Origin of the sequence: Arenimonas composti TR7-09 = DSM 18010, assembly GCF_000426365.1 — a bacterium.
Taxonomy (GTDB): domain Bacteria; phylum Pseudomonadota; class Gammaproteobacteria; order Xanthomonadales; family Xanthomonadaceae; genus Arenimonas; species Arenimonas composti.
This window is the reverse complement of the sequence record NZ_AUFF01000001.1, coordinates 554,523-578,790: the sequence shown is the minus strand read 5'-3', so window position 1 is coordinate 578,790 and position 24,268 is coordinate 554,523. Positions and strand designations below refer to the sequence as shown.

General features: G+C 71.1%; 27 protein-coding genes. 6 read left to right on the top strand and 21 right to left on the bottom strand.

The features are described 5' to 3' along the window. Window positions 1-9: 9 nt before the first annotated feature. The 5 genes from K311_RS0102625 to K311_RS0102605 all read right to left on the bottom strand — a co-directional run bounded on the left by K311_RS0102625 (window position 10) and on the right by K311_RS0102605 (window position 5,808). A complete protein-coding gene (locus K311_RS0102625) occupies window positions 10-2,682 on the bottom strand; it encodes a DUF3857 domain-containing protein (RefSeq protein ID WP_026816036.1) in 2,673 nt (890 codons plus the stop codon). Continuing rightward, complete coding sequence (locus K311_RS0102620; RefSeq protein WP_026816035.1) at window positions 2,679-3,281, bottom strand: glutathione S-transferase family protein; 603 nt, start codon at window positions 3,279-3,281, stop codon at window positions 2,679-2,681. Before K311_RS0102620 ends, K311_RS0102625 begins: the two co-directional genes overlap by 4 nt. Beyond that, window positions 3,275-3,832 (bottom strand): GNAT family N-acetyltransferase, encoded by a 558-nt coding sequence (locus K311_RS0102615; protein WP_026816034.1) that lies wholly within the window; start codon window positions 3,830-3,832, stop codon window positions 3,275-3,277. Before K311_RS0102615 ends, K311_RS0102620 begins: the two co-directional genes overlap by 7 nt. Window position 3,833: 1 nt before the next feature. Then, window positions 3,834-4,997, bottom strand: coding sequence for an acyl-CoA dehydrogenase family protein (locus K311_RS0102610; protein ID WP_026816033.1), 1,164 nt, complete (start codon window positions 4,995-4,997; stop codon window positions 3,834-3,836). 121 nt (window positions 4,998-5,118) lie between these two features. Continuing rightward, window positions 5,119-5,808 (bottom strand): glycine zipper 2TM domain-containing protein, encoded by a 690-nt coding sequence (locus K311_RS0102605; protein WP_026816032.1) that lies wholly within the window; start codon window positions 5,806-5,808, stop codon window positions 5,119-5,121. A 129-nt stretch (window positions 5,809-5,937) separates the two neighbouring features. Between K311_RS0102605 and K311_RS0102600 the strand changes: the two genes are divergently transcribed. Then, complete coding sequence (locus tag K311_RS0102600; protein WP_026816031.1) at window positions 5,938-6,174, top strand: DUF6116 family protein; 237 nt, start codon at window positions 5,938-5,940, stop codon at window positions 6,172-6,174. Then, entirely contained in the window at window positions 6,171-6,941 is a 771-nt protein-coding gene (locus K311_RS0102595; protein ID WP_026816030.1) for a TatD family hydrolase, read from the top strand. Before K311_RS0102600 ends, K311_RS0102595 begins: the two co-directional genes overlap by 4 nt. 40 nt (window positions 6,942-6,981) lie before the next feature. Here K311_RS0102595 and K311_RS0102590 read toward each other — a convergent pair whose 3' ends face one another. Genes K311_RS0102590 through K311_RS0102575 form a run of 4 tightly spaced genes read right to left on the bottom strand, consistent with a single transcriptional unit; the run spans window position 6,982 to window position 9,447 of the window. Next, entirely contained in the window at window positions 6,982-7,542 is a 561-nt protein-coding gene (locus K311_RS0102590; RefSeq protein ID WP_026816029.1) for a hypothetical protein, read from the bottom strand. 17 nt (window positions 7,543-7,559) lie between these two features. Further along, window positions 7,560-8,228: a hypothetical protein gene (locus K311_RS0102585; protein ID WP_026816028.1), complete on the bottom strand. Its 669-nt coding sequence runs from the start codon at window positions 8,226-8,228 to the stop codon at window positions 7,560-7,562. Next, entirely contained in the window at window positions 8,228-8,629 is a 402-nt protein-coding gene (locus K311_RS0102580) for a hypothetical protein (protein WP_154659424.1), read from the bottom strand. The genes K311_RS0102585 and K311_RS0102580 overlap by 1 nt, the downstream gene beginning before the upstream one ends. A gap of 35 nt (window positions 8,630-8,664) precedes the next feature. Further along, window positions 8,665-9,447 (bottom strand): tRNA threonylcarbamoyladenosine dehydratase, encoded by a 783-nt coding sequence (locus tag K311_RS0102575; RefSeq protein ID WP_026816026.1) that lies wholly within the window; start codon window positions 9,445-9,447, stop codon window positions 8,665-8,667. Window positions 9,448-9,571: 124 nt separating this feature from the next. Between K311_RS0102575 and K311_RS0102570 the strand changes: the two genes are divergently transcribed. The 3 genes from K311_RS0102570 (at window position 9,572) to K311_RS0102560 (ending at window position 11,033) form a co-directional block, all read left to right on the top strand. Beyond that, window positions 9,572-10,051, top strand: a complete 480-nt coding sequence (locus K311_RS0102570) for a glycine zipper 2TM domain-containing protein (protein WP_026816025.1) — start codon at window positions 9,572-9,574, stop codon at window positions 10,049-10,051. Between the two features lie 84 nt (window positions 10,052-10,135). Next, complete coding sequence (locus K311_RS0102565) at window positions 10,136-10,534, top strand: cytochrome c (RefSeq protein WP_026816024.1); 399 nt, start codon at window positions 10,136-10,138, stop codon at window positions 10,532-10,534. Between the two features lie 10 nt (window positions 10,535-10,544). After that, entirely contained in the window at window positions 10,545-11,033 is a 489-nt protein-coding gene (locus K311_RS0102560; protein WP_026816023.1) for a DUF456 domain-containing protein, read from the top strand. 15 nt (window positions 11,034-11,048) lie between these two features. On the opposite strand, the gene K311_RS0102555 is transcribed toward K311_RS0102560, so the two are convergent. Together K311_RS0102555 and K311_RS0102550 are read right to left on the bottom strand one after the other, a co-directional pair. Further along, window positions 11,049-13,535, bottom strand: coding sequence for an ABC transporter permease (locus K311_RS0102555; RefSeq protein WP_026816022.1), 2,487 nt, complete (start codon window positions 13,533-13,535; stop codon window positions 11,049-11,051). Then, entirely contained in the window at window positions 13,532-14,245 is a 714-nt protein-coding gene (locus K311_RS0102550; protein ID WP_051239398.1) for an ABC transporter ATP-binding protein, read from the bottom strand. The genes K311_RS0102555 and K311_RS0102550 overlap by 4 nt, the downstream gene beginning before the upstream one ends. Window positions 14,246-14,356: 111 nt before the next feature. Here K311_RS0102550 and K311_RS0102545 point away from each other — a divergent pair, with 111 nt between their 5' ends. Beyond that, the gene (locus K311_RS0102545) at window positions 14,357-15,004 is read left to right on the top strand and encodes an arylesterase (RefSeq protein WP_211223619.1); all 648 of its coding nucleotides are present in this window, start codon (window positions 14,357-14,359) and stop codon (window positions 15,002-15,004) included. A 25-nt stretch (window positions 15,005-15,029) separates the two neighbouring features. Here the strand turns inward: K311_RS0102545 and K311_RS0102540 are convergent, their stop codons facing one another. From K311_RS0102540 to K311_RS0102495, 10 genes are all read right to left on the bottom strand, one after another. Next, window positions 15,030-15,662, bottom strand: a complete 633-nt coding sequence (locus K311_RS0102540; protein ID WP_043798376.1) for a glutathione S-transferase family protein — start codon at window positions 15,660-15,662, stop codon at window positions 15,030-15,032. A 116-nt stretch (window positions 15,663-15,778) separates the two neighbouring features. Next, window positions 15,779-15,988, bottom strand: a complete 210-nt coding sequence (locus tag K311_RS0102535) for a cold-shock protein (RefSeq protein WP_026816018.1) — start codon at window positions 15,986-15,988, stop codon at window positions 15,779-15,781. A gap of 303 nt (window positions 15,989-16,291) precedes the next feature. Then, window positions 16,292-17,809 (bottom strand): fumarate hydratase, encoded by a 1,518-nt coding sequence (locus K311_RS0102530; RefSeq protein WP_026816017.1) that lies wholly within the window; start codon window positions 17,807-17,809, stop codon window positions 16,292-16,294. 96 nt (window positions 17,810-17,905) lie between these two features. Continuing rightward, window positions 17,906-19,789, bottom strand: coding sequence for an ATP-binding cassette domain-containing protein (locus K311_RS0102525; RefSeq protein ID WP_026816016.1), 1,884 nt, complete (start codon window positions 19,787-19,789; stop codon window positions 17,906-17,908). Between the two features lie 43 nt (window positions 19,790-19,832). Next, window positions 19,833-20,222 carry a hypothetical protein gene (locus K311_RS0102520; protein WP_026816015.1) on the bottom strand — a complete coding sequence of 130 codons (390 nt, stop codon included), beginning with the start codon at window positions 20,220-20,222 and terminating at the stop codon, window positions 19,833-19,835. Between the two features lie 57 nt (window positions 20,223-20,279). Continuing rightward, a complete protein-coding gene (locus K311_RS17400) occupies window positions 20,280-21,827 on the bottom strand; it encodes an ABC transporter permease subunit (protein ID WP_026816014.1) in 1,548 nt (515 codons plus the stop codon). Continuing rightward, window positions 21,827-22,708 (bottom strand): ABC transporter ATP-binding protein, encoded by an 882-nt coding sequence (locus tag K311_RS0102510; RefSeq protein WP_026816013.1) that lies wholly within the window; start codon window positions 22,706-22,708, stop codon window positions 21,827-21,829. The genes K311_RS17400 and K311_RS0102510 overlap by 1 nt, the downstream gene beginning before the upstream one ends. A gap of 95 nt (window positions 22,709-22,803) precedes the next feature. Further along, entirely contained in the window at window positions 22,804-23,241 is a 438-nt protein-coding gene (locus tag K311_RS0102505) for a CoA-binding protein (protein ID WP_026816012.1), read from the bottom strand. Then, window positions 23,241-23,723 (bottom strand): peptidylprolyl isomerase, encoded by a 483-nt coding sequence (gene slyD / locus K311_RS0102500; RefSeq protein WP_026816011.1) that lies wholly within the window; start codon window positions 23,721-23,723, stop codon window positions 23,241-23,243. Before slyD ends, K311_RS0102505 begins: the two co-directional genes overlap by 1 nt. A gap of 203 nt (window positions 23,724-23,926) precedes the next feature. After that, complete coding sequence (locus K311_RS0102495; RefSeq protein ID WP_026816010.1) at window positions 23,927-24,136, bottom strand: cold-shock protein; 210 nt, start codon at window positions 24,134-24,136, stop codon at window positions 23,927-23,929. Between the last annotated feature and the right edge of the window lie 132 nt (window positions 24,137-24,268).

Here is a 24,268-nt window from a genome sequence, read left to right as displayed (position 1 = left end):
GGGTCCGTGTCAGGCGTTGGTCAGCAGGCCCGGGATCAGGATCCCGAGCACGATCAGGAAGGTCAGGACGAACAATGCGCCGGCGGCGAGCACATAGGCTGCCACGGCGCGCAACAGACTGGTCGGGGCGGCGCCGGCGATCGCGCCGATCCAGGCGATCGCACTCCAGGTGAAGGCGCCGAGCGCGGCGAGCACGCAGACCAGCACCAGCACCGCGGCGACCGCGCCGCCGGGGACCGTCGCGCCGTCGGCGATCAGGACCAGCATCGGCCCCGCCGCGAGCAGCACGAACGGCGTCAGCAGCAGCAATGGCGCATGCGCCCAGCCGCCGGTCACGAACAGGCGGCGATAGGCCGCCGGCTCGCCCAGCAGTTTCAGCACGACCCGGACGAACGCGGCCAGCAGCGCCAGCGCCGGCACCGGCATCGCGAAGGCCTTCGCGAATTCCAGCCAGTCCATCGGCGTGCCCGCGAGCCAGGCCGATACCGGCACCGCGAGCGCGGAAACGGTGCCGTAGAGCAGCACCAGCAGCACCGCCGATCCCGGCCCGCGCCGCTCGGCCACCCGCACGGCGGTCGCCCGCGGGGCGAACAGCATGCCGGCGAAGTCGCTGCGTCGGCGAAGCCGCCAGGCGATCAGGAGCAGGATCACCGACCCGGCCAGGGCAAGGGCCGGCCAGACCAGGGCGCCGGGCGGGAGATCCTCCCGTGCCGGCTTCGCCGTGACGCCACCGCCGATCTGCACCGGGTAGTTCAGCAGGTCGCGCACACGGTGCAGGTCACGCCGGGCGACCGCGTAATCCGCCGCCGGAATCGCATCGACGTGCCGCCGCCACTCGCCGCGGACGACCAGCGTGTCGCCATCGACGTGGACACGATGCCGGAACGAGAACCAGGCGTTCTCGACCAGTTCCTCGGCAGCGTCGATGTCCCAGCCGCCCGCCACGTCCATCCGGATCTCGTGCACGCCGTACTCCGGGCCTTTGAGCGCCAGCGGCCAGCGGCGCTCGCCTTCGCGGGCGCGCGGCACCCAGTCGGCGATCTGGAAGAGCATCAGGTCGAGGTCGCCGATCGCCCGCGGCGCGTCTTCGTCGGGGCGGAAGGCCGCCGCATAGTGCTCGTCGACGACGAAGCGGTTGCCCGCCGGCTCGTCCTCGAACGTCGGCGCCGCGTCCATGCGGATGTCGCGGTACATGCCCTGCATGTAGGCCAGGTAGTCGCGGCCGACCTGCTCGGCGCCGCTGTTGCGGAAGTGCGCACGCGTTCCGTCGGCATGGCCGCGGCGGTACACCGTGCGGACGTGCATCGAAGCGCGGCGGGTGCCGCCCGCCTCGGCATCCGCCGGCAGCACCGCCACCTGCTGCAGCACGTCGATGGCGGGGCCCTCGAGACGGGTGGCGGGAATCGCCACCAGGTCGGCGCTGCCGGCGGCGATCGGCAGACCGGTTTCGTAGCGGACCGGCTCGCGCTCGCCGGCGACGGCGGTCTCGACGTCCCGCGTCGGATCGACGTACACCCAGTCGTCGTCCAGGCGGGCGCGCACGATCACGTGATCGAAGGCGAGTGGCGTCGGCAGGTGGTCGGCGACCGTGCGCCGCAGCGTCGTGCTCACCAGCACCGGTTCGGCCGGGATGCCGGCGGCGCGCAGTATCGCGATCAGCAACAGCGCCTTGTCCTTGCAGTCGCCGAAGCGGCGCGCCAGCGTCGTCGCCGGCGGCGCCGGGCTGTAGGCGTTCGCGCCGAGGCCCAGGCTCAGGTAGCGCACCTCGCGCTGGACCCACGGCAGCGCGGCGTCCAGCACCTCGGCGGCCGGGCGGCCACGCAGGCCGAGGTCGGCGACGACCGCCGCGGCGGCCGCCTCGCCCGCCGCGTCGATCCGGTACAGCGGCAGCGACCAGGCCGCGACCGCCGCCCAGTCCGCGCTGGTGCTGAGGTCGACGTGGCCATGACCGTCGAACCAGGCCGGCGCGCCGGACTCTTCGATCACCCGCGGCGACGGCGAGGCGCGCAGTTCCAGGCGCTGGCGACTCCCCTGCACCTGCTCCCCGACGGTGTGGCCCGGCCATCCACCACTCAGCCGCCACCGCAGGGGACGCGTGGCCGGCGCGAACCCGAGCAGGCGGCGCAGCGCCACCGGCTGCGAATAGCCGGTGGTGAACGCGCGATGGAAGTCGCCGCCGAATACCCCGCGCGAACCGACGATGCTGAAGGCCAGATCGAGGCGGTCGCCGACGCGAACGTCGGGAATCACCAGTTCGAGCGTGCGTTCGCCGTCGAGGATGCCCTCGTCGGCGCGGGTCTCCTTGCGCAGCAGTTCGGCACCGGCCTCGTCCAGGCGCTCGAGCACGCCGCCGTTGCGAACGATGCGCAGCGCGTGCAGCCGCACCTGTTCGTCCCCCGGCAGGAAGCCGATCGACAGGCGGCCGGCGTTCTCGAGGCCCTCGCGGCCGGCGACGTCGAAGACCAGCCGCCGGTAGCGCTCGGGGGTCGCCGGCAGCGTCGTCAGCTGGTCGTCGACGAGCACGTAGGCGAGGCCATTGCGTGCTTCGGTCGCGGGCAGCCCTTCGGCCGCGACCGGCTCGATCCAGTCCGGTGCAGGCGCGCGCACCACGCCTTCGGGCAGCGGCGTGGCCGCGCCCGCCGCGCCCGCGAGCGCGAGCAGCATGAACAGCAGGCGCCTCACGTGGCCTGCGGTACGAAAGCGGGCAGCGCGGCGATCCGCGCGATCCACGCACGGATGGCCGGATAGCCGTGGAGGGAAATGCCACCGCGGTCGGCGTCGTGCGTGTAGGCGAAGAGCGCGAGGTCGGCGACGCTGGCGGACGCGCCGACGAACCAGTCGCGGTCGGCGAGATGGCGTTCCATCACCGCCAGCGCCTGGTGACCGCGCTCGCGCAGCTTCGGCAGCTCGGCGCGGCGCGGGTGGTCTTCCGGCAGCCACCGGCAGATGAACCTGGCGACCGCGACATAGGGTTCGTGGCTGTACTGCTCGAAGAACAGCCACTGCAGCACCTGCGCGCGGGCGAAACGCTCCGCCGGCAACCACGGGGTGTCTTCGGCGAGGAAGCACAGGATCGCATTCGACTCGGCCAGCACGCGGCCATCCGCGAGCTCCAGCACCGGCACGCGGCCATTGGGGTTCTTCGCGAGGAACTCCGGCGTGCGGCTCCCGCCGCTGAAGATGTCGACCTCGTTCCAGCGGTAGGGCGTGCCCAGGAGTTCCAGCAGCAACTGCAGCTTGTAGCAGTTGCCCGATACCGCGGTGCCGTGGACGGTCAGCATCCCCCTGCCCCGCGCCTCGCCAGCCACTGCGCGGCGCTCTGGCCCCAGATCTCGACGGGCGCGTCCTGGTGCGGTGCCGGCAGCCGGCCGGCGCCGCGCTTCGTGGCGCCAAGGCGGGTCGCGACTTTCTGCGACGGCACGTTCGCCGGGTCGATGGTCTGGATGATGTCGTCCCAGCCGAGCACCTCGACCGCCCAGTCGATCGCCGCCGTCGCCGCCTCGGTCGCGTAGCCGCGGCCCCAGACCGCGCGGGCGAAGGTGTAGCCGACCTCGGTGCCCGGCCATTCCGGCGGGCTCCAGGGGCCGCAGCGGCCGACCCAGCGACCGGTGTCGCGCTCGAGCACCGAGAACATGCCGAAGCCGGTGGCGCGCCAGGCGCCGAGCATCGACATGAAGCCGCGCCACGCCAGCGACGGCGGCTGGGTGCCGCCGATGAAGCGGCAGGTCTCGGCGTCCTGCATCAGCGCGGTCCACGCCGGCAGGTCCTCCGGCAGGGTCGGCCGCAGGACCAGGCGCTCCGTCTCCAGGCGCAGATGCGCGACGTCGTGCATGTCAGAACGCGTTGATGCCGGTGATCTCGCGGCCGATGACCAGCTGGTGCACGGTTTCGGTGCCCTCGTAGGTGATCACCGACTCGAGGTTCAGCGCATGCCGGATCGGCGGGTACTCGGTGGTGATGCCGGCGCCGCCGAGGATGTCGCGCGCCTCGCGGCTGATGTCCAGCGCCATCCGGCAGTTGTTCCACTTCGCCAGCGACACCTGCGAGTGCTGCAGGGTGCCGGCATCCTTCAGGCGGCCGAGCTGCAGGCTCAGCAGCTGCGCCAGGGTGATGCGGCGGGCCATGTCGGCGAGCTTGAGCTGCACCGCCTGAGTGGCGGCGATCGGCCGGCCGAACAGCACGCGCTCCTTGGCGTATTCCAGCGCCGAGGTGTAGCTGGCGATCGCGGCGCCGATCGGGCCCCAGGTGATGCCGTAACGCGCCTGGCTCAGGCAGCCCAGCGGACCCTTCAGGCCCTTGACGTTCGGCAGCCGCTGCGAATCCGGAATGCGCACGTTGTCGAAGAACAGCGCGCTGGTGACCGAGGCGCGCAGGCTCATCTTGCGGTGCACGACCTGGGCGGTGAAGCCGGGGCTGTCGGTCGGCACGATGAAGCCCTGGATGCCGTCCCCGGTCTGCGCCCAGACGATCGCGATGTGCGCGAGGTTGCCGTTGGTGATCCACATCTTGGCGCCGTTGATCACCCAGTCGCCGCCGTCCTTCTTCGCGACCGTCTTCATGTTCGCCGGGTCGGAGCCGCCGTGCGGCTCGGTCAGGCCGAAGCAGCCGATGATCTCGCCGCGGGCCATGCCCGGCAGGTACTGCATGCGCTGCTCTTCCGAGCCGTAGGCGTAGATCGGATACATGCACAGCGAGCTCTGTACCGAGACGAAGCTGCGCAGGCCGGAATCACCGCGCTCGAGTTCCTGGCAGATCAGGCCGTAGCTGACCGCGTTGAGGCCGGCGCAGCCGTACTTTTCCGGCAGCGAGGAGCCGAGCAGGCCCATCGACGCGACTTCGGGAATGATCTCGTGCGGGAAGCGGCCCTGGTCGAAGGCATCGCCGATGATCGGCAGGACCTTCTCGTCGACGAAGCGGGCGACGCTGTCCTGGATCATGCGCTCCTCTTCCGAGAGCAGCGAGCGGATGTCGAACAGGTCGGTCGGATTCAGGGCCATGGCGTCTGGGGTCTGCGGACGGGAAAGTCGGGCATTTTAGCCCGCGCGCCGACCCCGGCGGCAGCCCCGGAAGAACGAAGGGCCGGCAAGGCCGGCCCCCCTGAACCTGCAGAGGCAGCGGTCAGCTTCCCGGCGCGGGAGGCACCGCGGTGCGCGCCGGCACCAGCACCGTGCCGTTGGCGTACGGCAGGCGCCGGCCGGGATCCTCGTCCATCACCAGGGTGCCGGTCTGCTCGCCGTAGCGCCAGGTGACCTCGTAGCCGACGATGCGGTCGCGCTCGCCGACCTGCAGCTGGGCGCCCGGCTGTTCGGCGGTGCGGGTCAGGGAGACCTGGCCGTCGAGGTCGTAGCGCACGTCGTAGCCGACGATTTCCTCGCGCGGCTCGGAAACGGTGTGGCAGCGCGTCTCGTAGTCGGTGTAGCGCTGGCCGCCCTCGTGGCGGCGATCGATCTCGCGGCCGGCGTAGGCGCCGCCGACGACGCCGGCGACGGTGGCCAGCTTGCGGCCGTTGCCACCGCCGACCTGGTTGCCGATCAGGCCGCCGACGACGGCGCCGACCACGGCGCCGTCGCGGTCGCCGAAGCGCTCGGGGCGACGGCGTTCGACGGCCACCTCCTCGCAGACCTCGCGGGTGCCGGTGCGCAGTTCGGTCACCGGCTCGGCGGCGAGGACGTTGGCGAAGACCGGCTCCTTCTCGGTGATCGGCACGGACGACACCACCTCGGCCTGCGGATTGGCGACCGTATAGGCAGCGAAGGCACCACCGGCCAGCACGGCCGCGCCGATGGCGATGACGATGGGTTTGTTCATGGCGGACTCCTCATCTGGCGGTGTGGCGACACCGTCGCCCGGAGCCTCGCTCCGCGTGCCTGAACGCAGGCGGAGCAAGCGCAGGATGTCATCATCACGTTTTCACGCGCTGCCGTGCGAGGTCGATCCATGCCGCACCCCCTCACCGCCCCGGTCGTCGGCTGGTTCAGCCGCCTCGAGCACCCGACCCTGTTCCGGGTGACGCTGGTGCTGATGCTGGTCAGCTGGCTCCTGCCGGATCCCCTGCCCCTGCTGGACGAGCTGGTGACCGCGCTCGGCGTGCTCGTGCTCGCCAACTGGAAGCGGCGCGGGGCCGTCGTCGAGGCGGCCGCGCCGGCACCGCCCCGGGAGCCGCCTGCCGAATGACCATGCTCTACGACAGCCACTGCCACCTCGACGCGGCCGAGTTCGACGTCGACCGCAACGCGGTGTTGGCGCGCGCCCGTGCCGCCGGCGTGACGCGACAGCTGGTGCCGGCGGTCAACCGTGCCGGCTGGCCGAAGCTGCGCGGGATCTGCACGGAGGAAGAAGGATTGCGGCCCGCCTACGGACTGCATCCGATGTTCCTCGCCGACCACCGCGACGCCGATCTCGACGCGCTGCGGCGCTGGCTCGACGGCGAACGTCCGGCCGCCGTCGGCGAGTGCGGCCTCGACTTCTACGTCGAGGGCCTCGATCACGACGCGATGGCGCGCTTCTTCGACGGCCAGCTGCGGCTGGCACGCGAGTTCGACCTGCCGGTGGTCGTACACGCCCGGCGCGCGGTCGACGCGGTGATCCAGGCGATCCGCAAGATCGGCGGCCTGCACGGCGTCGTGCACAGCTGGTCCGGCAGCGACGAGCAGGCGCGCCAGCTCTGGGATCTCGGCTTCAGCCTCGGCATCGGTGGCCCGGTGACCTATGAACGGGCGCGGCGGCTGCGCCGCACCGTCGCGTCGATGCCGGGCGAATTCCTGCTGCTGGAGACCGACGCGCCCGACCAGCCGGGGCAGGCGCAACGCGGTGGCCGCAACGAGCCGGCGTTCCTGGTCGAGGTGCTGGAAACCGTCGCGGCGCTGCGCGGCCAGTCGGCAGACGAAGTGGCACGGCAGACGTTCACGAACGCCGAGCGCCTGTTCGGTCGCGGCGCCTGACGCAGGACGGCCGCCCTGGGGCGGCCGTCGACGGGATGGATCAGAGCGGCGTCGAGGACATCCACAGGATCCAGCTGTACCAGTCCTTCTGCTGCGACGTGCCGTACTCGTCGATGACGTTGTAGCGCATCATCTCGTAGACGACCGTCGTGTTGCCGCGACGCGCGTTGTCCAGCTTGTCCTGCGGCAGGTTCACGTAATACGACTGGCTGCCGGGACCCACCGCGGCCGCGATCGCATTGTTGAACAGCAGCAGGCCGTGCAGGTCGGCCTTGCCCGCCTGGCGGATGATCACCGGACGTGCGCCCCACGAACGGGCGCGTGTGTAGGTATTGACCAGCGTGTTCGCGGGGATCGACGCGTTCCAGAGGGCACTGGTCGCGAACGGCGTCGGGAACTGTTCGCCCGGCTGCAGCTGGAAACTGCCGTCTTCGGCGATGATGGTCACGTCGCGGTTGACCAGCGTTCCGGTGGGAATCGGCCGTGGCGTCGTGTCCATGACCGGGCCGGTCGCACACCCGAGCCCGGCGATGGCCGCGACGGCGAACGCCACCATTGCGAGGACTGCACGCCAGCCGCGCGCCTGCTTCGTGTTGCTCATTCGGTTCTCCCCTGTAGTCATCGAATGACGATCAGCCTGTCGTCCTCGTCACCACCGGCGGACGCCGGAAGGTGACGGACTTCGAGAAGGTAACGGCTCGCCGGATTGAGGACAATGCGGCGTCCACCCACGCCTTCGACGAGAACGGCATTCGGCACGTCCGCATCGCTGTAATGCCGGCACGCGAGCGGTTCGACCGCCGAGCCGTGAAGTCGGCCTTCTTCCGCGGCACCGAGGCGTCGGCCCTCCTCGGCCGCCCCCAGCCTTCTTCCCTCTTCGTCCGCGCCGAGCCGTCGGCCTTCCTCGGCGGCGCCCAGCCGGCGGCCTTCCTCGTCGGCGCCGAGACGGCGCCCGTCTTCCGCTGCCCCCAGGTGGCGTTCTTCCTCGTCCGCTCCCAGGCGTCTGCCGTCTTCCGCGGCCCCGAGGCGGCGACCCTCTTCACCGGCGCCCAGCAACCTGCCTTCCTCGCCGGTACCGAAGCGCCGGCCTTCCTCGTCACCGCCGAACAGGCGGCCCATCAGGCAGCCCCGGGGAATGCGCCAGCGGTGGCCATCGAGGCTCAGGTGCCAGTCCTGGACATCCGGGCCGAGCAGTTGCAGCCGGTCGACCTCGTCTTGCTGTGCGGCGGCAGCGCCGACCGCTCCCGAAAGCGCCACGGCGAGCGCGGCGACGATCCACGTCTTCATCAGGTTTCGGACTCCTTCGCGGTTTCCCCGGGCCACGCGAACGCTAGCACGCCGCCGAGGAAACTGATGGCCAGGTCGGAATGTGCGTAGCCGCGGTGTCCGAGCACGAGCTGGCCGAGTTCCCAGGACATCGCCGCGAAGACGACGACGACGAGGTCGACACGCCGGAAGGTGGCCCACGCCAGGTCGCGCGCCGCCACCCCGGCGAACACGGACCAGCAGAGGTCCGGGAACCAGCGGCGAATCGCATCCGCGACCGCGACCAGACGCGGGTGGTCGAGGCCGAGCGCGGAGGGCTGCGGCAGACGGAACCAGTGTTCGAACACTGCCGGGCGGCTGCTCAACCAGTACACCGCGGCCCCGGCGGCCAGCAGCGCGAAGGCCACGATCCAGCCGCTCACGGCGACAGCGTCCTCGCGATGCGGGCCGGGCGGCTTCACTTGAGCAGCAGCGCCAGCGCCCTGCCGGCCATCGCGAATCCGAACGTGCCCGTGACATGCGTCGCCGCGCCGAGGCCGGTGCCGCAGTCGAGCTTCAGTGCGGCCGCCGCATCGAGCTGCGGACGCACGCCGCAGACGCTGCCGTCGGCCTGCGGATAGCGGACGTTCTCGAGCGAGTACACCGCGGGCACCCCGAAGTAGCGGTCGGGATTGCGCGGGAAGCCGTGGCCGGCGCGCAGCCGCTTGCGCACGAGGGCCAGCATCGCGTCGTGCTCGGTGCGCGACAGGTCGCGCACGCGTACCAGGGTCGGGTCGGTGCGGCCACCGGCGGAACCGCAGACCACCAGTGGAAGCTTGCGGCGCCGGCACCACACGATCATCTCGAGCTTCGTGCGCAGGCTGTCGCAGGCGTCGAGCACGATGTCGTGGTCGCGATCGAGCAGCGACTCGAGATTGGCGGTCGTCAGGAAAGCCGGCACCACCTCGATGGCGATGCCCGGGTTGATCGCGCGGCAGCGCTCGGCCAGCACCTCGCCCTTGCCGCGGCCGTACTCGCCTTCGAGCGCATGCAGCTGGCGGTTGGTGTTGCTGACGCAGACGTCGTCGGCGTCGATCAGGGTCAGCCGGCCGACGCCGCTGCGGGCCAGCGATTCGACGAGCCACGAACCGACACCGCCGAGGCCGACGACGCAGGCGTGCCGCGTCGCCAGGCGGGCACCGGCGCCGCTGCCGTACAGCCGGTCGATGCCGGCGAAGCGTTCCTTCCACATCGCGTTCATCCGCGCAGTTTACGCGTGCGTCACCACGCTTGATGGACAACGTCGCCGAGCCTTTCCTGGTCGGTCCGCGTCAAGCCGTGCAGGACCAACCTCGGGGCGCCCCCCGAATCCGAGGAGACATGCCATGAACCGCAAGCTTTCCCTGTTTCTCGCCGCGGCCGTCGCCGCGTCCCTGAGCGCCTGTGCCACCGGGCCGTCCAGCTACAACTCCGGCTACGGCTACGACCGTGGCTACGACCGCGGTTACGACCGCCCGTCGCGCTGCTACGACTGCGGCCGCATCGAGCGCATCCAGATCGTCCGCAACGGCCGCGACAACTCGCGTACCGGTGCCGTCCTCGGCGGCGTCGTCGGTGCCGTCGTCGGCCGCGAACTGGCGGACGACGAAAGCACCGGTCGCCGCAACACCGCGACCGTGGTCGGCGCGGTCGCCGGTGCGGCTGCCGGCAACGCCATCGAGAACCGCATGAACGAGGAGACCTACGACATCACCGTGCGCATGGACGACGGACGCGTGCTGGTCTTCAACCGCAATTCGCTCGGCAACGGCATCCGCGAGGGTGCCTACGTGCGGGTCGACGGCAACCGTCTGACCCCGCTCTGACCGGTCTGTCGCGGCCCGCCGCCGCGCCCCCGGGAAAACCGCCGTGATATCGTCACGGCGGTTTTTTTTCGGCTCGGAGGCCGCATGCGTTTCGTCATCGTGCTGTTGATCGGTCTGTTCGTCGGCGCCGCCTGCTCCCTGATCGGGCTCAGTGCGCTGCGCAAGGAAACGCCGCCGTCGACGGCGCTGATGGCGATGCTGCGTTTCCACTCCGCCGGCCTGGACCAGGCCGTGCGCAGCAATCGCTGCGCCGCGACCGACCTGACCCCGCACCTGCAGACGCTGCGCCACCTGGCCAACGACCTCGAGCCCGCGTTCGGCGAAACCGAGGACGACGAGCTGTTCGCGAAGCACGCCAGCGCGTTCCGTGCCGCCCTCGACGCGGCGCTGGCGACGCCGCCGACCGACTGCGCCTCCGCCGGCGTCGCCCTCGACCGGGTGTCCGCCGGCTGCAAGGACTGCCACCGCGACTTCAAGGGCTGACCGCCGACGGATGGACACCGGCCTGATCTGGAACCTCGTCGCGATCCTGCTGGTCGTGATCGGGCTGCTGGGTACCCTGCTTCCGGTCCTGCCGGGACTGCCGGTGCTTTGGGCGGGGCTGCTGCTGGCGGCCTGGAACGACGGTTTCGCGCGCGTCGGCGCCGGCACGATCACGGCGCTGACGGTGCTGCTGCTGGTCGCGATCGCGGTCGACGTGCTGGCCGGCTACTACGGCGCCCGCCGCGCCGGCGCCTCGGCGAAGGCGCAATGGGGCGCCGCGATCGGCGCCCTCGCCGGCCTGTTCTTCGGCCTGCCCGGCCTGTTGCTCGGCCCCTGGCTCGGCGCGGTCGGCGGCGAGGTGGTGCATGGCACCGACTGGCGCGCCGCGACGAAGATCGGCTTCGGGACCTGGCTGGGGCTGGCCGTCGGCGTGGTGCTTAAGCTCGCGATCGCGGTCGCGATGCTGGCCGTGTTCGCCTTCGCCATGTGGGTGCTCTGAACCCCCTGCCCCGACTCAGCCCAGCTCGCGCAACGTGACCGACGGCGGCGTGGCCGCGACCCGCCGCGTCGCCGCCATGCCGGCCAGCAGTGCCGCCAGCGCGCCGGCGAGCCCGCCGGTCACGGCCAGCCCCGGATCCGCCTGCCACTCGAGCTCGAAGACCTGGGTCGCGATCACCCCCGCGAGCACCATCGCGGCGATCGCTGCCACGGCACCCGCGAGCAGGCCGATCGTCGCGAACTCGGACACCTGCGCCCAGCGCAGCTGCCGGCGGCTGCCACCGAGCACGCGCATCACCCCGCCCTCGAGCAGGCGTTCGTCCTGGCTGGCGCTGACCGCCGCCAGCAGCACGAGCACGCCGGCGAGCAGCGCGAACAGGAATACCGACTCGACGACCAGGCTGACCTGGCCGATCGTGCCGCGCAGTTGCGCCAGCACCGCATCGATGTCGACCACCGACAGGTTCGGGAACTCCCGCAGCAGGTCGGCGGTGAAACGGCGGTCGTCGGCATCGGCGCGGACGGCGGTGATGTGGCTGCCGGCGTAGCCGTCCAGCGCGCCCGGCGAGGCGTACACGAAGAAATTCGGGCGGAAGCTCTCCCAGTCGACCTCGCGCAGGCTGGTGATGCGGCCGGCGAAGGGCGCGCCGGCGATGTCGAAACCGATCTCGTCGCCGAGCTTCCAGCCCAGCGCCTCGGCGAAGCCGACCTCCACCGACAGCTCCGGCGCCGCCGGCGTGCCCTGCCACGGCGTACCGGCGACGATGCGGTTGTCGTCGCGTTCGAGCGCGCCCTGCGACAGGTTGAACTCCCGTTCGGCGAGGTGGCGCGGGCGTCCTTCGGGGAAATCCGCGCCGGTGACCGCACGCCCGTTCACTGCCATCAGACGGGCGCGGATCATCGGGAACAGCACCGGTTCGCCGAGCGCGCGACCGTCGAGGAAGCCGAGAACCGCCTCGGCCTGGTCGGGCTGCACGTTGACGATGAAGCGGTTCGGCGCGTCCGCGGGTAGCGACTGCTGCCAGCGTTCGAGCAGGTCGGTACGCACGAAGCCGAGCAGCAGCAGGACCATCAGGCCGAGGCCGAGCGAGGCGACCTGGGCGATCGACACGCCCGGCCGCCGGGCGACGTTCGCCAGCCCGAAACGCCAGGGCCCGCGCAGGCGGCCCCGCAGCCGCCGCAGCACGGCCAGCAGCACCCAGGCCAGGCCGGCCAGTACCGCCAGCGTCACCGCGACGCCGACCAGCAGGGCCGTACCGAGCGCCGCCGATCCGGCCTTCCACCACATCAGGGTGCCGAGCCCGGCGATCGCCGCCAGCGCGACCGCCCACGCGGCCGGCTCGGTCGGGTCGAGGTCGCGGCGCAGCACGCGCAGCGCCGGCACGCGTCGCAGCGCCAGCACCGGCGGAACGCCGAACGCCACGAGCACGGTGAGCCCGACCGCGAAGCCTTCCGCGACCGGTCGCCAGCCCGCCGCCGGCAGGTCGAGCTTCATCATCGGCCCGAGCGCGGCGCCGACCCCCGCTTGCAGCCCCCAGGCCGCGATCACGCCGAGCACGCTGCCGAGCAGACCCAGCAGCAGGAGTTCGCCGGCATGGATCACGACGAGCGTGCGCTGGCTGGCGCCGAGGCAGCGCATCACCGCCGCCCCCTGCAGGTGGCGGTCGCCGTGGCGGCGGGCCGCCATCGCCACCGCGACCGCGGCGAGCACCACCGCGACCAGCGCCGCCAGCGACAGGAAGCGGCCGGCGCGGTCGAGCGCGTTGCGGATCTCCGGCCGCGCGTCCGCGGCGGTTTCCAGGTGCTGGCCGCGACCCAGATGGTCCGCCGCGAACGCGTCGAAGCCGGCCACCGCGGTGGCGTCGCCCGCGACGATCAGGCGGTAGGTGATGCGGCTGCCTTCCTGCACGAGGCCGGTGGCCGGCAGGTCGGCGAGGTTCACGAACACCTTCGGCGCCGTGTTGAAGTAGTCGAGCGCGGCATCCGGCTCCTGGGCGACCAGCGCGGCGAGGCGCAGCCGGCTTTCGCCGACCGTGACCTCGTCGCCGATGCGGGCCCCCAGGGCGTCGGCGCCGGCCAGGCTCAGCCAGGCGGTGCCCGGTTCGGGCACCGCGCCGGCATCGTGCTCGCTGCCATCGGCGTCACGGATCCGGAAGGCGCCGCGCAGCGGAAAGCCCTCGCCGAGCGCACGCAGGTCGCCGAGGCGGAATTGATCGCCGACCGCGACCATCGTCGGGAAGCTCAGCGTCTCGGTACTGCGCAGCCCCGGCGCCGACGCGGCCTCGCGCAGCGGCGCGTCGATCGGCGCGTCGGCACGGATCACGCTGTCGCCGCCGAGCAGCGCGTTCGCGCCCTGGGCCAGCGCGCGTTCGGCGCGGTCGGTGATGAAGCCGACCGAGCTCACGGCCATCACCGCCAGCATCAGCGCGGCGAGCAGGATGCGGACCTCGCCGGCGGCGAGATCCCGGCGCAACTGGCGCCAGGCCAGCATCAGCGCCTTCATGCCTGCGCCGCCGGCATCGGTGCCAGCAGGCGTCCAGCCTGCAGCCGCAATACGCGGTCGCAGCGGGCCGCGAGGCGCTCGTCGTGGGTGACCAGTACCAGGGTCGTGCCGGCCTCGGCGTTCAGGCGGAACAGCAGTTCGACGATCGCCTGGCCGTTACCGGTGTCGAGGTTTCCGGTCGGCTCGTCGGCGAACAGCAAGGCCGGCCGGGTCACGAAGGCGCGGGCGAGCGCGACACGCTGCTGCTCGCCGCCGGACAGCTGGCGCGGGTAGTGGCCGAGCCGCTCGCCGAGGCCGACCTGGCCCAGGATCGCCCGCGCCGGGGTTTCCGCATCGGCATCGCCGCGCAGTTCCAGCGGCAGCATCACGTTCTCGAGCGCGGTCAGCGACGGCAGCAGCTGGAAGTTCTGGAACACGAAACCGACCTTGTCGCCGCGCACGCGGGCGCGGCCGTCCTCGTCCAGGGCCGAGAGCACGGCGCCGTCGAGCTCGACCCGTCCGGCGGTCGGCAGGTCGAGGCCGGCGAGCAGGGACAGCAGCGTGCTCTTGCCCGACCCCGACGCGCCGACGACGGCCACCGTCTCACCCTTGGCGATCGTGAAGTCGACCCCATCCAGGATCGTCAGCTCGCCACCGGGCAAGGGCACCCGCTTGCCGAGACCTTCGGCACGGAGGGCGGGCACGGCATCGGCTGGCAGACTGTCGGCCATCACGGAAAACCTCGGAGCATGGGAATGAACCTTCGATATGGCGGAATCATGGGCCGTGTTCAACCGCCGGATAGGGGCGGTCTGGCGACACTTGCCATGACGGCCTTCGGGATGATTCGTGACAGCCTGCTGATCCTCGCGCTGGCGCTGCTGGCGGCGGCGCCGCGGCTGGCCACGGCCGCGGCGGCCGGGGCGACGGAAACGCGCACGGTGATGGTGCTCGGCGATTCACTGTCGGCCGCCTACGGCATCCCCGCCGAGCAGGGCTGGGTGGCCCTGACCGGCGAGCGCCTTCGCGCCGGGCATCCGGGCTGGCGGATCGTCAACGCCAGCCTCAGCGGCGAGACCAGTGCCGGCGGCGCCAGCCGCATCGACGCCGAACTCGCGCGGCATTCGCCGGAGGTCGTCGTGATCGCGCTCGGCGCCAACGACGGCCTGCGCGGCCTGCCGCTGGGCCAGACCCGCGCCAACCTCGCGAAGATGATCGCCGCGGCGAAGGCGCACGGCGCTCGCGTGCTGCTGGTCGGCATCCGCATGCCGCCGAACTACGGCGCCCGCTACACCGAGGCTTTCGCCGCGATGTACGGCGAACTCGCCGCGGAGCACGGAACCGCCCTGCTCCCGTTCCTGCTCGAGCCGATCGCGATGGACCGCGAGGCTTTCCAGGCCGACAATCTGCATCCGGTCGCCGGGGTGCAGCCGCAGCTGCGCGACCATGTGTGGGCGGCGCTGGCGCCACTGCTCGATGAAACGCCCTAGGAAATAAGCGACTTCCTGGCGTTGCCTAGCGCCACTCGTCCAGGCCCTCGCGCTCGTAGAGCGTCCGGAACGAGGGCCTGGCCTTCATGCGCTGCGCATGCGCCGCGAGCTGCGGCCAGGCGGTGGCCGGCCGCGGCATGTTGCGCGACCAGCGCATCAGCATGCACAGCAGGAAATCGGCGGCGCTGACGCCGGCGCCGAGCAGATAGGGACCGCGGCGCTGCAGGTGGGCGTCGATGCGCGCCCAGGCGGCCTCGATCTTCAGTCGCGCCTGTTCCTTCGCGGCCTCGCTGTTCGCCTCGCCGGCGCCTTCCTGCGGATAGAACCAGATGCGGAACGCCGGCTGCAGCGTGTTCGCCAGATGCAGGACCCACTGGTAGTAGCGCCCGCGATCGATGTCGCCGACGGCCGGCGCCAGGCCGAAATGCGGATGCGCGTCCGCCAGGTACAGCACCAGCGCCGCCGCTTCGGTCAGCGGCTCGCCGTGCACCAGCAGGGTCGGAATCAGGCCGGAGGGATTGAGCGCGAGGTATTCGGGGCGCTTGTGCTCGCCGGCGGCGGTGTCGAGGCGGCGCAGCTCGTGGCGTGCTCCGGTTTCGATCAGCAGCCAGTGCACGACCAGGCTGGCGGCACCGGGGGAGTAGTACAGGGTGTACATCGGGCCTCGTGCTCCGCACGTCCGGGGGGACGCGCAGCCTACACGGACCCCTGAAAATCAAAAACCCCGGACATCGCTGCCCGGGGTTCCCGAACGATCCTTGCGGATCGAAGGGATTACATCGGCTGAACTTCGTCGGCCTGCATGCCCTTCTGGCCCTTCACGAGCTTGAAGGAAACCTTCTGGCCTTCCTGCAGCGACTTGAAGCCGGTGCCCTGGATGGAACGGAAGTGGACGAACACGTCCTCACCGTTCTCGCGGCTGATGAAGCCGAAACCCTTGGCGTCGTTGAACCACTTCACGGTACCGATCTGACGATCCGACATCTGAAACACTCCTTGGAACAATGGATGAAATCGCTGACGGGAACCTTCCCGCCGCGCGACTGGGGTTGCAAGGAGAGCGAGGTAACAAGATGTAGCGGATCGTAGATCTACCGCATCAGGCCACGATTCACAGTGACCCTTCGCAAACACAGTCGCAGGCTTTATACGCGGGTCTGCCGGGGAAAGCCAGAAAAACCTCGGCCGCGCCGGGGTGGGCGCGGGGGTGGTTCAGGTTTCGTGATGGGGTACGGGGTGTGGCGATGAAAGGCATCCCGCCTGAAGGCATCGCGCCTGAAGGCGCTCCTACGCTATGGCGACGGGGATGCGGCCGATGCGGGTCTGCCATTCGCGCGGGCCGGTGCGGTGCACCGATTCGCCATTGGAATCGACCGCGACCGTGACCGGCATGTCCTTGACCTCGAATTCGTAGATCGCCTCCATGCCGAGGTCCTCGAAGGCCACCACGCGGGCGGCGCGGATCGCCTTCGAGACCAGGTAGGCGGCGCCGCCGACGGCCATCAGATAGGCCGAGCGGTGCTTGCGGATCGCCTCGATCGCCGCCGGGCCGCGCTCGGCCTTGCCGACCATGCCCATCAGGCCGGTCTGCGCCAGCACCTGCTCGGTGAACTTGTCCATGCGGGTGGCGGTGGTCGGGCCGGCCGGGCCGACGACCTCGTCGCGCACCGGATCGACCGGGCCGACGTAGTAGATGAAGCGGCCGCGCAGGTCGACGGGCAGCGGCTCGCCCTTGTCCAGCATGCCGACGATGCGCTTGTGGGCGGCGTCGCGGCCGGTCAGGAGGCGGCCGTTGAGCAGCAGCACCTCGCCGGGCTTCCAGGACGCGACTTCCTCGCGGGTCACGGTGTCCAGGTTCACCCGGCGGCCCTTCGAAGCGTCGTAGGTCAGCTTCGGCCAGTCCTCCAGCGACGGCGGCTCCAGCATCACCGGGCCGCTGCCGTCGAGGGTGAAATGCGCATGCCGGGTGGCGGCGCAGTTCGGGATCATCGCCACCGGCAGGTTCGCCGCGTGGGTCGGATAGTCCTTGACCTTGATGTCGAGCACCGTGGTCAGGCCGCCGAGGCCCTGGGCGCCGATGCCGAGCGCGTTGACCTTGTCGTAGAGCTCCAGCCGCAGCTCCTCGGCCCGGTTCGACGGCCCGCGCGCCTGCAGCTCGGTGATGTCGATCGGCTCCATCAGCGCTTCCTTGGCCAGCAGCATCGCCTTCTCGGCGGTGCCGCCGATGCCGATGCCGAGCATGCCCGGCGGGCACCAGCCGGCGCCCATGGTCGGCACGGTCTTCAGCACCCAGTCGACGATCGAGTCGGACGGGTTGAGCATCGCGAACTTCGACTTCGCCTCGCTGCCGCCGCCCTTCGCCGCGACGATCACGTCGACGGTTTCGCCGGGCACGATCTTCACGTTGACCACCGCCGGGGTGTTGTCGCGGGTGTTCTGCCGCTTGCCGGCCGGATCGGCCAGCACCGAAGCACGGAGCTTGTTGTCGGGGTGGTTGTAGGCGCGGCGCACGCCTTCGTTGACCATGTCCTCCACGCCCATCGTCGCGTCGGGCCAGGTCACGTTCATGCCGATCTCGAGGAAGACGGTGACGATGCCGGTGTCCTGGCAGATCGGCCGGTGACCCTCGGCACACATGCGCGAATTGATCAGGATCTGCGCGATCGCGTCCTTCGCGGCCGGCGATTCCTCGCGCTCCCAGGCGGCGGCGAGGTTCCGGATGTAGTCCACCGGGTGGTAGTAGCTGATGTACTGCAGGGCGTCGGCGACGCTCTGGATGAAGTCTTCCTGGCGGATGGCGGCCATGGCAACGAGGGCTCGGCGGGGAAAACGCGCATTTTACCTCCCGCGACTTCTGCCCTCACCCCGCCGGGAAACCGCAACGGGCGTTTCTGCCCGCCGCTATTCCAGTTCGCCCCAGCGCCGGTAGGCGGCGTCCAGCGCCGCCTGCAGCGCCGCCGCCTGCTCGGTCGCCTGGCGCACCGCGGCGGCGTCCTGCTGGTAGAACGTGGGGTCCTGCATGCGCGACGTCAGCGCGGCGATGTCGGCCTCCAGGGCTTCGATGCGGGACGGCAGCGCCTCGAGTTCCTTCTGTTCCTTCCACGACAGCTTGCGGCGCGGCGCCGGCGTGGCGGCGTCGGCAGGCGATGGCGAAGGCGGCGTCGCGCCGGCAGCTGGTGCGGGCTTCGCTTCGGGGGCGGAGGGCGCGTCCGGGCGCTGGCGCAGCCAGTCGCTGTAGCCGCCGACGTAGTCGCCGACGCGGCCGTCGCCTTCCATCACGAGAGTGCCGGTGACCACGTTGTCGAGGAAGTCGCGGTCGTGCGAAACCAGCAGCACCGTGCCGGGATAGTCGACCAGCAGTTCCTCCAGCAGCTCCAGCGTTTCGACGTCGAGGTCGTTGGTCGGCTCGTCGAGGACCAGCACGTTCGACGGCCGCGCGAACAGCTTGGCGAGCAGCAGGCGGTTGCGCTCGCCGCCGCTGAGGCGGGTGATCGGGGCCCGCGCACGTTCCGGGCTGAACAGGAAATCCTGCAGGTAGCCCATCACATGCTTGCGGGCGCCGTTGATCTCGACGAACTCGCGGCCTTCGGAGACGTTGTCGAGGGCGTTCCAGTCCTCGCGCAGCGCGCCGCGCAGCTGGTCGAAGAACGCGATCTCCAGGTTCGTGCCGGGACGGACCTCGCCGGCCTGCGGCGCCAGCTGGCCGAGCAGTAGTTTCAGCAACGTCGTCTTGCCGGAGCCGTTGGCGCCGATCAGGCCGATCTTGTCGCCGCGCTGGATCACCGTCGAGAAGGCGCGCACCAGCACCCGGTCGCCGTAGGCGAAACCCACGTCGCGCGCATCGAACACCTTGCGCCCCGACTTCTCGGCGTTGGCGGCCGCCATCCGCACGTCGCCGGTCTGCTCGCGGCGGGCGGCACGCTCGCGGCGCATCGCCTTCAGCGCCGTCACCCTACCCTCGTTGCGGGTGCGGCGGGCCTTGATGCCCTGGCGGATCCAGACCTCTTCCTGCGCCAGCTTGCGGTCGAAATGCGCGTTCGCCTGCGCCTCGGCGTGCAGCCGCTCCTCGCGGCGGCGCAGGAAGTTGTCGTAGTCGCCGGGCCAGCTCGTCACCTGGCCGCGATCGATCTCGACGATGCGGGTCGCCAGCGCGCGCAGGAAGGCGCGGTCGTGGGTCACGAAGACGACGCTGCCGGCGAACTCCTTCAGGAAACCCTCGAGCCAGGCGATCGACGCGATGTCCAGGTGGTTCGTCGGTTCGTCGAGCAGCAGCACGTCGGGTTCGGCGACCAGCGCCTGCGCCAGCAGGACCCGCCGCTTCATGCCGCCCGACAGCGCCCCGAACTCCGCGTCGGCCGGCAGGTCGAGGCGGGCCACGACCTGTTCGACCCGCTGCTCGATCTGCCAGCCGCCGCCCGCCTCGATGCGCGCCTGCACCGTGGCCAGCGCGTCCATGTCGATCGCGTCCCCGGCGTGGACCAGATGGTGATAGCGGGCGATGTCGGCGCCGAGCGCGCCAAGACCCGCGGCGACGACATCGAAGACACTTCCGGCGAGATCGCGCGGCACCTCCTGTGCGAGACCGGCGACGCGGCCCTCGCGGCGGATCAAGCCATCGTCCGGCTGCAGTCCGCCGGCGATCAGCCGCAGTAGCGTCGACTTGCCGGCGCCGTTGCGGCCGACGATGCACAGGCGCTCGCCACGCTCGACCGTGAGGTCGACGCCGTCGAGCAGGAGCGGACCGCCGACGCTGAAGTCGACGGCCTGAAGGGTGATCAGGGACATGCGCGCATTCTACCGGCGCCGGCGCCCTCGCCGGCGGCCGGGTTCAGGCGCTGCCGTGCCGCAGCCAGCGTTCCGCCAGCGCACGGTCGGCGAACACGCGCCCGTGGGCGCCGCGCTCCATCGCCAGGATCTCGCCGAACTCCATGTGCGCCAGCAGCTCGATGCGGGCGACGACGAAGGCCACCTGCAGCTCGCCGAGGCCTTCCTCGATCAGCCACTCGACCAGGGCCTGCAGGTCGCGCTCGCCCTCGTGATCGCCGAGATTCTCGTAGACCATCAGCCGGCGGGTGCCGCGGCGCTGGCATTCCTCGATGATCCGCTGCCAGTACGCGACCGTGATCTCGTTGCTGTCACGGGGGCCGCTGACGGCGACGTAGAGGTAGTCGCCGCGGTCTTCGACCTGGAACTGGATATCGTCGGGCAGTGGGTTCAAGGGCGATGGTCGGGCGGCCGGGGCGCTGCATTGTAGCCACGCGGGGTGGCCGCGGGCTCAATGCCGGCGAATCGACACCGCCCACGCGCCCAGCAGCAGCGCGACGGCGACGGCGATCACCACGCCCTGCCGCGCCAGGGTCGCCGGCGGATCGGCGAACGGGTTCAACAGCGGATCGCCCTGCACGCCGATGTAGGCGACGAACACCAGCAGCAGCTCGAACGGGCGCGGATTGCGGCAGGCGGCCGCCAGCGCCAGGCCGACGACCGCGATCGCCACTGCGGTCGCGACCAGCGCCGCCAGCGTCCCGGACCCGCTCATGCCGGCCCGCACCAGCGCCGGCAGCACCACCCCCAGCGCCAGCAGCACCGAGGCCGCCAGGCGAACGCCGAGCAGACGCCAGCCGGCGCCGGGCGCGCTGAACACCATCGCCGCGGTGCCCGTTTCGCGTTCGCGCAATGCGGCGCGGGCGAACACGTCGATGCAGGCCAGCCAGGCGCCGATCACCGCGATCGCCATGCCCTTGGCCGGCGCGAAGGCCTGCACCGCCAGCAGCACGAGCAGGGCCAGCCACCAGCTGACGCGGCGCTGGCGCAGGACGAGGCGGATTTCCGCCGCGAGCAGCCGGCCGAAGCCGAAGCGGTCGAGCGGCGCCAGCAGCAGGTCCAGCCAGGCCAGGCGCAGGCCCGGCACGGCGCGCTGGCCAGTTTGGCGTACCTCGCTGCGGGCGGCCGCACGGTCGAGCAGCGGCGCCAGCGCGAGCAGCCCGAGCAGCGAAACGCCGACCCAGAGCAGGCGCCCGCCGACGTCGGCCGCGCGCGGCGACCAGCGGTCCCAGGCGAAGGTCGTGACGCCCCCTTCGACGATGCTGACACCGATGCTGAAACCGCCGTCCGCCGGCAGCCCGCGCGCCTGCAGGTCGGCCCGGATGTCGCGCATCGCCAGCGACATGCCGCCGGGTTCGCTGTACGCACTCGCCGCCTGCGTCGCCGCGTCGGCCGCCATGTCGGCCGGCGAGACGAACACGAACACCCACAGGAAGAAGTAGAGGACATTGCCGCCGCTGCGGCGCAGCCACGGCACGACATCGAACAGCACCGCGAAGAAGGCCGTCAGCGCCATCGCCGGCAGGGTCAGCACCAGCGCCGGCTGCAGCAGCTGCCAGGGCGCGATCGCGGTGGATTCGCCGCGATGGAACTGCGCGGCGAGCCCGACCAGCAGGCCCACGCCCACCAGCAGCGAAAGCAGCGCCAGATGGCTCGTCCACTTCGCCAGCAGCCAGCCGAAGCGGGTCATCGGCGTGGCGACGAGCAGCTGCCAGACGCGCGTCTCGAAGTCGCGGGTGATCGTGCCGCGCACGATGTAGAAGCCGGCCAGGCCGAGGATCACCGCGTGGACCAGCGCCAGCACCATGCCGATCCAGGCCGGCGAATAGGCGCCGCGCGCGTCGCCAACCGCGACGGTGACGTAGCCGGCGTCCGCCGGCGGGAAGCACCACCAGGTCGCGATCGCGACTGCGGCCAGCACGACCAGGAAACCGGTACGCCGGCAACGCTCGCGGAAGTCGGCGAGCACGATCGCGTAGAAGCGGCGGGCGGCTTCCATCAGCGCGCGCCCTGCGATTCCAGCAGCCACAGATAGGCGTCCTCGAGGCTCGGCGTCACCGCGACCGCATCGGCCGAGGGCGCAGCCGCCGCGACCACGCGCAGGCGGATGCCGTCGGGACGACGCAGCGAACTGGTCACCGCATGCCGCGCGCGCGCCTCGGCGAGCGCCGACGCCGGCACCGTCCAGTCCCAGGCATGGCCCTGGGCCTGGGCGATCAGGGCCTCGGGATCGCCTTGGAAACGCAGTCGCCCGCGTGCCAGCACGGCCAGCGACGTGGCGCTGGCCTCGATGTCGGAGACGATGTGCGTCGACAGGATCACCAGCCGCTCACCGGCGAGCGCGGTGATCAGGTGGCGGAAGCGCAGGCGCTCTTCCGGGTCGAGTCCGACGGTGGGCTCATCGACGATCAGCAGCCGCGGATCGTCGAGCAGGGCCTGGGCGATGCCGACGCGCTGGCGCATGCCGCCGGAGAAGCCGCCGAGGCGGCGGTCGGCGGCGTCGGCGAGGCCGACCTCGGCGAGGCAGACCTCGATGCGCTCGCGGGCGCGCTGCGCGGACATGCCCTTCACCGCTGCCAGGTAGGCGAGGAACTCGCGCGCGCTCAGCGCCTGGTAGACGCCGAAGTCCTGCGGCAGGTAACCGAGCGCGGCACGCAGTACGTCCGGCGCGCGGACGATGTCGGTGCCGTTCCAGCGCACGCTGCCGGTGGCGGGCTTCGCCAGCGTCGCGAGGATGCGCATCAGGGTCGACTTGCCGGCGCCGTTCGGGCCGAGCAGGCCGACGATGCCGGGGCCCAGGTGCAGGTCGATGCCGGCCAGCGCCTCGTGGCCGCCACGGTAGGTGTAGTCGACGCCGTCGACGTCGAGTTGGCATTGCATGGGATTGCCCTTTCGCGGCCCGGGACCGGCCGCCTTCAGGGACTATCCGTAACTCGACACTAGTTCGCCCGTGCCGATGCGCACGGTGACTTCGGTCAGGCGAGGCGCCGGTGCTCGACCATCAGGCAACGGTCCTGGACGACGTCGATGCCGGCTTCCATCAGGCGCGCCGCGAAGGCGTCGTCGCGGATGCCGGACTGCAGCCAGACGGCCTTCGGCTGTTTGGCCAGCAGGTCGTCCAGATGCGGCATCAGGTCCTTCGACCGGCGGAACACGTCCACCAGGTCGATGTCGCCGGGCACGTCCACCAGCCGGCGGAACACCGGCCGGGCGAGGATCGTCTCGACTTCCGGGTAGTACACCGGCACCGGAACCACGTCGAAGCCGGCGCGCTCGAGGTAACGCGGCACCTCGATCGCCGGCTGGCCGCGCTGGGACTCGGTCTTGATACCCAGCACGGCGATACGTTGGGTGCGCGCGAGCAGCTCGCGCAGCTCGGCGTCGGTCTGCAGCGCGCGCCCCGCGGTGGCCATCAGTGGTGGTGGCCGCCGGCGCCGTGCACGTGGCCGTGCAGGCATTCCTCGACGCTGGCCTCGCGGACTTCGACGACTTCGATCGCGAAGTGCAGGTTCTTGCCGGCGAGCGGATGGTTGCCGTCGACGGTGACGATGCCGTTCTCGACCTTGGTCACGGTCACCGAGATCGCGCCCTGCGGCGTCTGCGCCTGGAAGGCCATGCCGGGCTCGATCTCGTCGATGCCCTGGAAGGCCTCGCGCGGCACTTCCTGGATCAGCATGTCGTTCGGGGTGCCGTAGCCTTCTTCGGGGGACACCGTGACGTCGAAGCGGTCGCCGACGCCGCGTCCCTCGAGCGCCTTCTCCAGGCCCGGAACGATGCTGCCGACGCCGTGCAGGTAGGCCAGCGGCTCGTTGCCCGCCGAGGAGTCGATCACCTTGCCGTCGTCGTCGGTCAGGGTGTAGTGGAAGGACGCGACGGTGCGCTCGGCGATCTGCATGGCAATACCTCTGGGGAAGGCCCGATCCGGAGAACCCGGGGGGCGAAAAGGGCGCATAGGCTAGGCGAGCGGGCTGGCCCGCGCAAACAGGCTCCGGCATCCGGGATCGACCCGGCGTGAACGCGCCCGCGTCCGTTCCGCACAAAAGAAGAGCCCCGGCCGTCGCCGGCCGGGGCTCGTTCATCAGCGCACGATGGCAGCGCTCAGAGCGGCTGAACCTCGTCCGCCTGCATGCCCTTCTGGCCCTTCACCACCTTGAAGGAGACCTTCTGGCCTTCCTGCAGGGACTTGAAGCCGGTGCCCATGATCGAGCGGAAATGCACGAACACATCCTCGCCGCTTTCCGGGGTGATGAAGCCGAAGCCCTTGGCGTCGTTGAACCACTTGACGGTGCCGGTCTGACGGTCAGACATGACTCTGTATCCTTGTAACGGTTGAGGGTATCCCACGATCAACCGTTGTGTGACGGCGAGCGCAGTCCGCTGAGCCTACCCGATATCGGCGAAATTGCGAATGCCTTAGAATTGCGGGCTTGCCGGCCTGGC

What these genes read in the sequence shown, in the direction of transcription:
- K311_RS0102620 (WP_026816035.1), bottom strand. Translation starts at nt 3,281, where the DNA reads ATGCTGACCGTCCACGGCACCGCGGTATCGGGCAACTGCTACAAGCTG.
- K311_RS0102615 (WP_026816034.1), bottom strand. Translation starts at nt 3,832, where the DNA reads ATGCACGACGTCGCGCATCTGCGCCTGGAGACGGAGCGCCTGGTCCTG.
- K311_RS0102610 (WP_026816033.1), bottom strand. Translation starts at nt 4,997, where the DNA reads ATGGCCCTGAATCCGACCGACCTGTTCGACATCCGCTCGCTGCTCTCG.
- K311_RS0102605 (WP_026816032.1), bottom strand. Translation starts at nt 5,808, where the DNA reads ATGAACAAACCCATCGTCATCGCCATCGGCGCGGCCGTGCTGGCCGGT.
- K311_RS0102600 (WP_026816031.1), top strand. Translation starts at nt 5,938, where the DNA reads ATGCCGCACCCCCTCACCGCCCCGGTCGTCGGCTGGTTCAGCCGCCTC.
- K311_RS0102595 (WP_026816030.1), top strand. Translation starts at nt 6,171, where the DNA reads ATGACCATGCTCTACGACAGCCACTGCCACCTCGACGCGGCCGAGTTC.
- K311_RS0102590 (WP_026816029.1), bottom strand. Translation starts at nt 7,542, where the DNA reads ATGAGCAACACGAAGCAGGCGCGCGGCTGGCGTGCAGTCCTCGCAATG.
- K311_RS0102585 (WP_026816028.1), bottom strand. Translation starts at nt 8,228, where the DNA reads ATGAAGACGTGGATCGTCGCCGCGCTCGCCGTGGCGCTTTCGGGAGCG.
- K311_RS0102575 (WP_026816026.1), bottom strand. Translation starts at nt 9,447, where the DNA reads ATGAACGCGATGTGGAAGGAACGCTTCGCCGGCATCGACCGGCTGTAC.
- K311_RS0102570 (WP_026816025.1), top strand. Translation starts at nt 9,572, where the DNA reads ATGAACCGCAAGCTTTCCCTGTTTCTCGCCGCGGCCGTCGCCGCGTCC.
- K311_RS0102565 (WP_026816024.1), top strand. Translation starts at nt 10,136, where the DNA reads ATGCGTTTCGTCATCGTGCTGTTGATCGGTCTGTTCGTCGGCGCCGCC.
- K311_RS0102560 (WP_026816023.1), top strand. Translation starts at nt 10,545, where the DNA reads ATGGACACCGGCCTGATCTGGAACCTCGTCGCGATCCTGCTGGTCGTG.
- K311_RS0102555 (WP_026816022.1), bottom strand. Translation starts at nt 13,535, where the DNA reads ATGAAGGCGCTGATGCTGGCCTGGCGCCAGTTGCGCCGGGATCTCGCC.
- K311_RS0102550 (WP_051239398.1), bottom strand. Translation starts at nt 14,245, where the DNA reads ATGGCCGACAGTCTGCCAGCCGATGCCGTGCCCGCCCTCCGTGCCGAA.
- K311_RS0102545 (WP_211223619.1), top strand. Translation starts at nt 14,357, where the DNA reads ATGATTCGTGACAGCCTGCTGATCCTCGCGCTGGCGCTGCTGGCGGCG.
- K311_RS0102540 (WP_043798376.1), bottom strand. Translation starts at nt 15,662, where the DNA reads ATGTACACCCTGTACTACTCCCCCGGTGCCGCCAGCCTGGTCGTGCAC.
- K311_RS0102535 (WP_026816018.1), bottom strand. Translation starts at nt 15,988, where the DNA reads ATGTCGGATCGTCAGATCGGTACCGTGAAGTGGTTCAACGACGCCAAG.
- K311_RS0102530 (WP_026816017.1), bottom strand. Translation starts at nt 17,809, where the DNA reads ATGGCCGCCATCCGCCAGGAAGACTTCATCCAGAGCGTCGCCGACGCC.
- K311_RS0102525 (WP_026816016.1), bottom strand. Translation starts at nt 19,789, where the DNA reads ATGTCCCTGATCACCCTTCAGGCCGTCGACTTCAGCGTCGGCGGTCCG.
- K311_RS17400 (WP_026816014.1), bottom strand. Translation starts at nt 21,827, where the DNA reads ATGGAAGCCGCCCGCCGCTTCTACGCGATCGTGCTCGCCGACTTCCGC.
- K311_RS0102510 (WP_026816013.1), bottom strand. Translation starts at nt 22,708, where the DNA reads ATGCAATGCCAACTCGACGTCGACGGCGTCGACTACACCTACCGTGGC.
- K311_RS0102505 (WP_026816012.1), bottom strand. Translation starts at nt 23,241, where the DNA reads ATGGCCACCGCGGGGCGCGCGCTGCAGACCGACGCCGAGCTGCGCGAG.
- slyD (WP_026816011.1), bottom strand. Translation starts at nt 23,723, where the DNA reads ATGCAGATCGCCGAGCGCACCGTCGCGTCCTTCCACTACACCCTGACC.
- K311_RS0102495 (WP_026816010.1), bottom strand. Translation starts at nt 24,136, where the DNA reads ATGTCTGACCGTCAGACCGGCACCGTCAAGTGGTTCAACGACGCCAAG.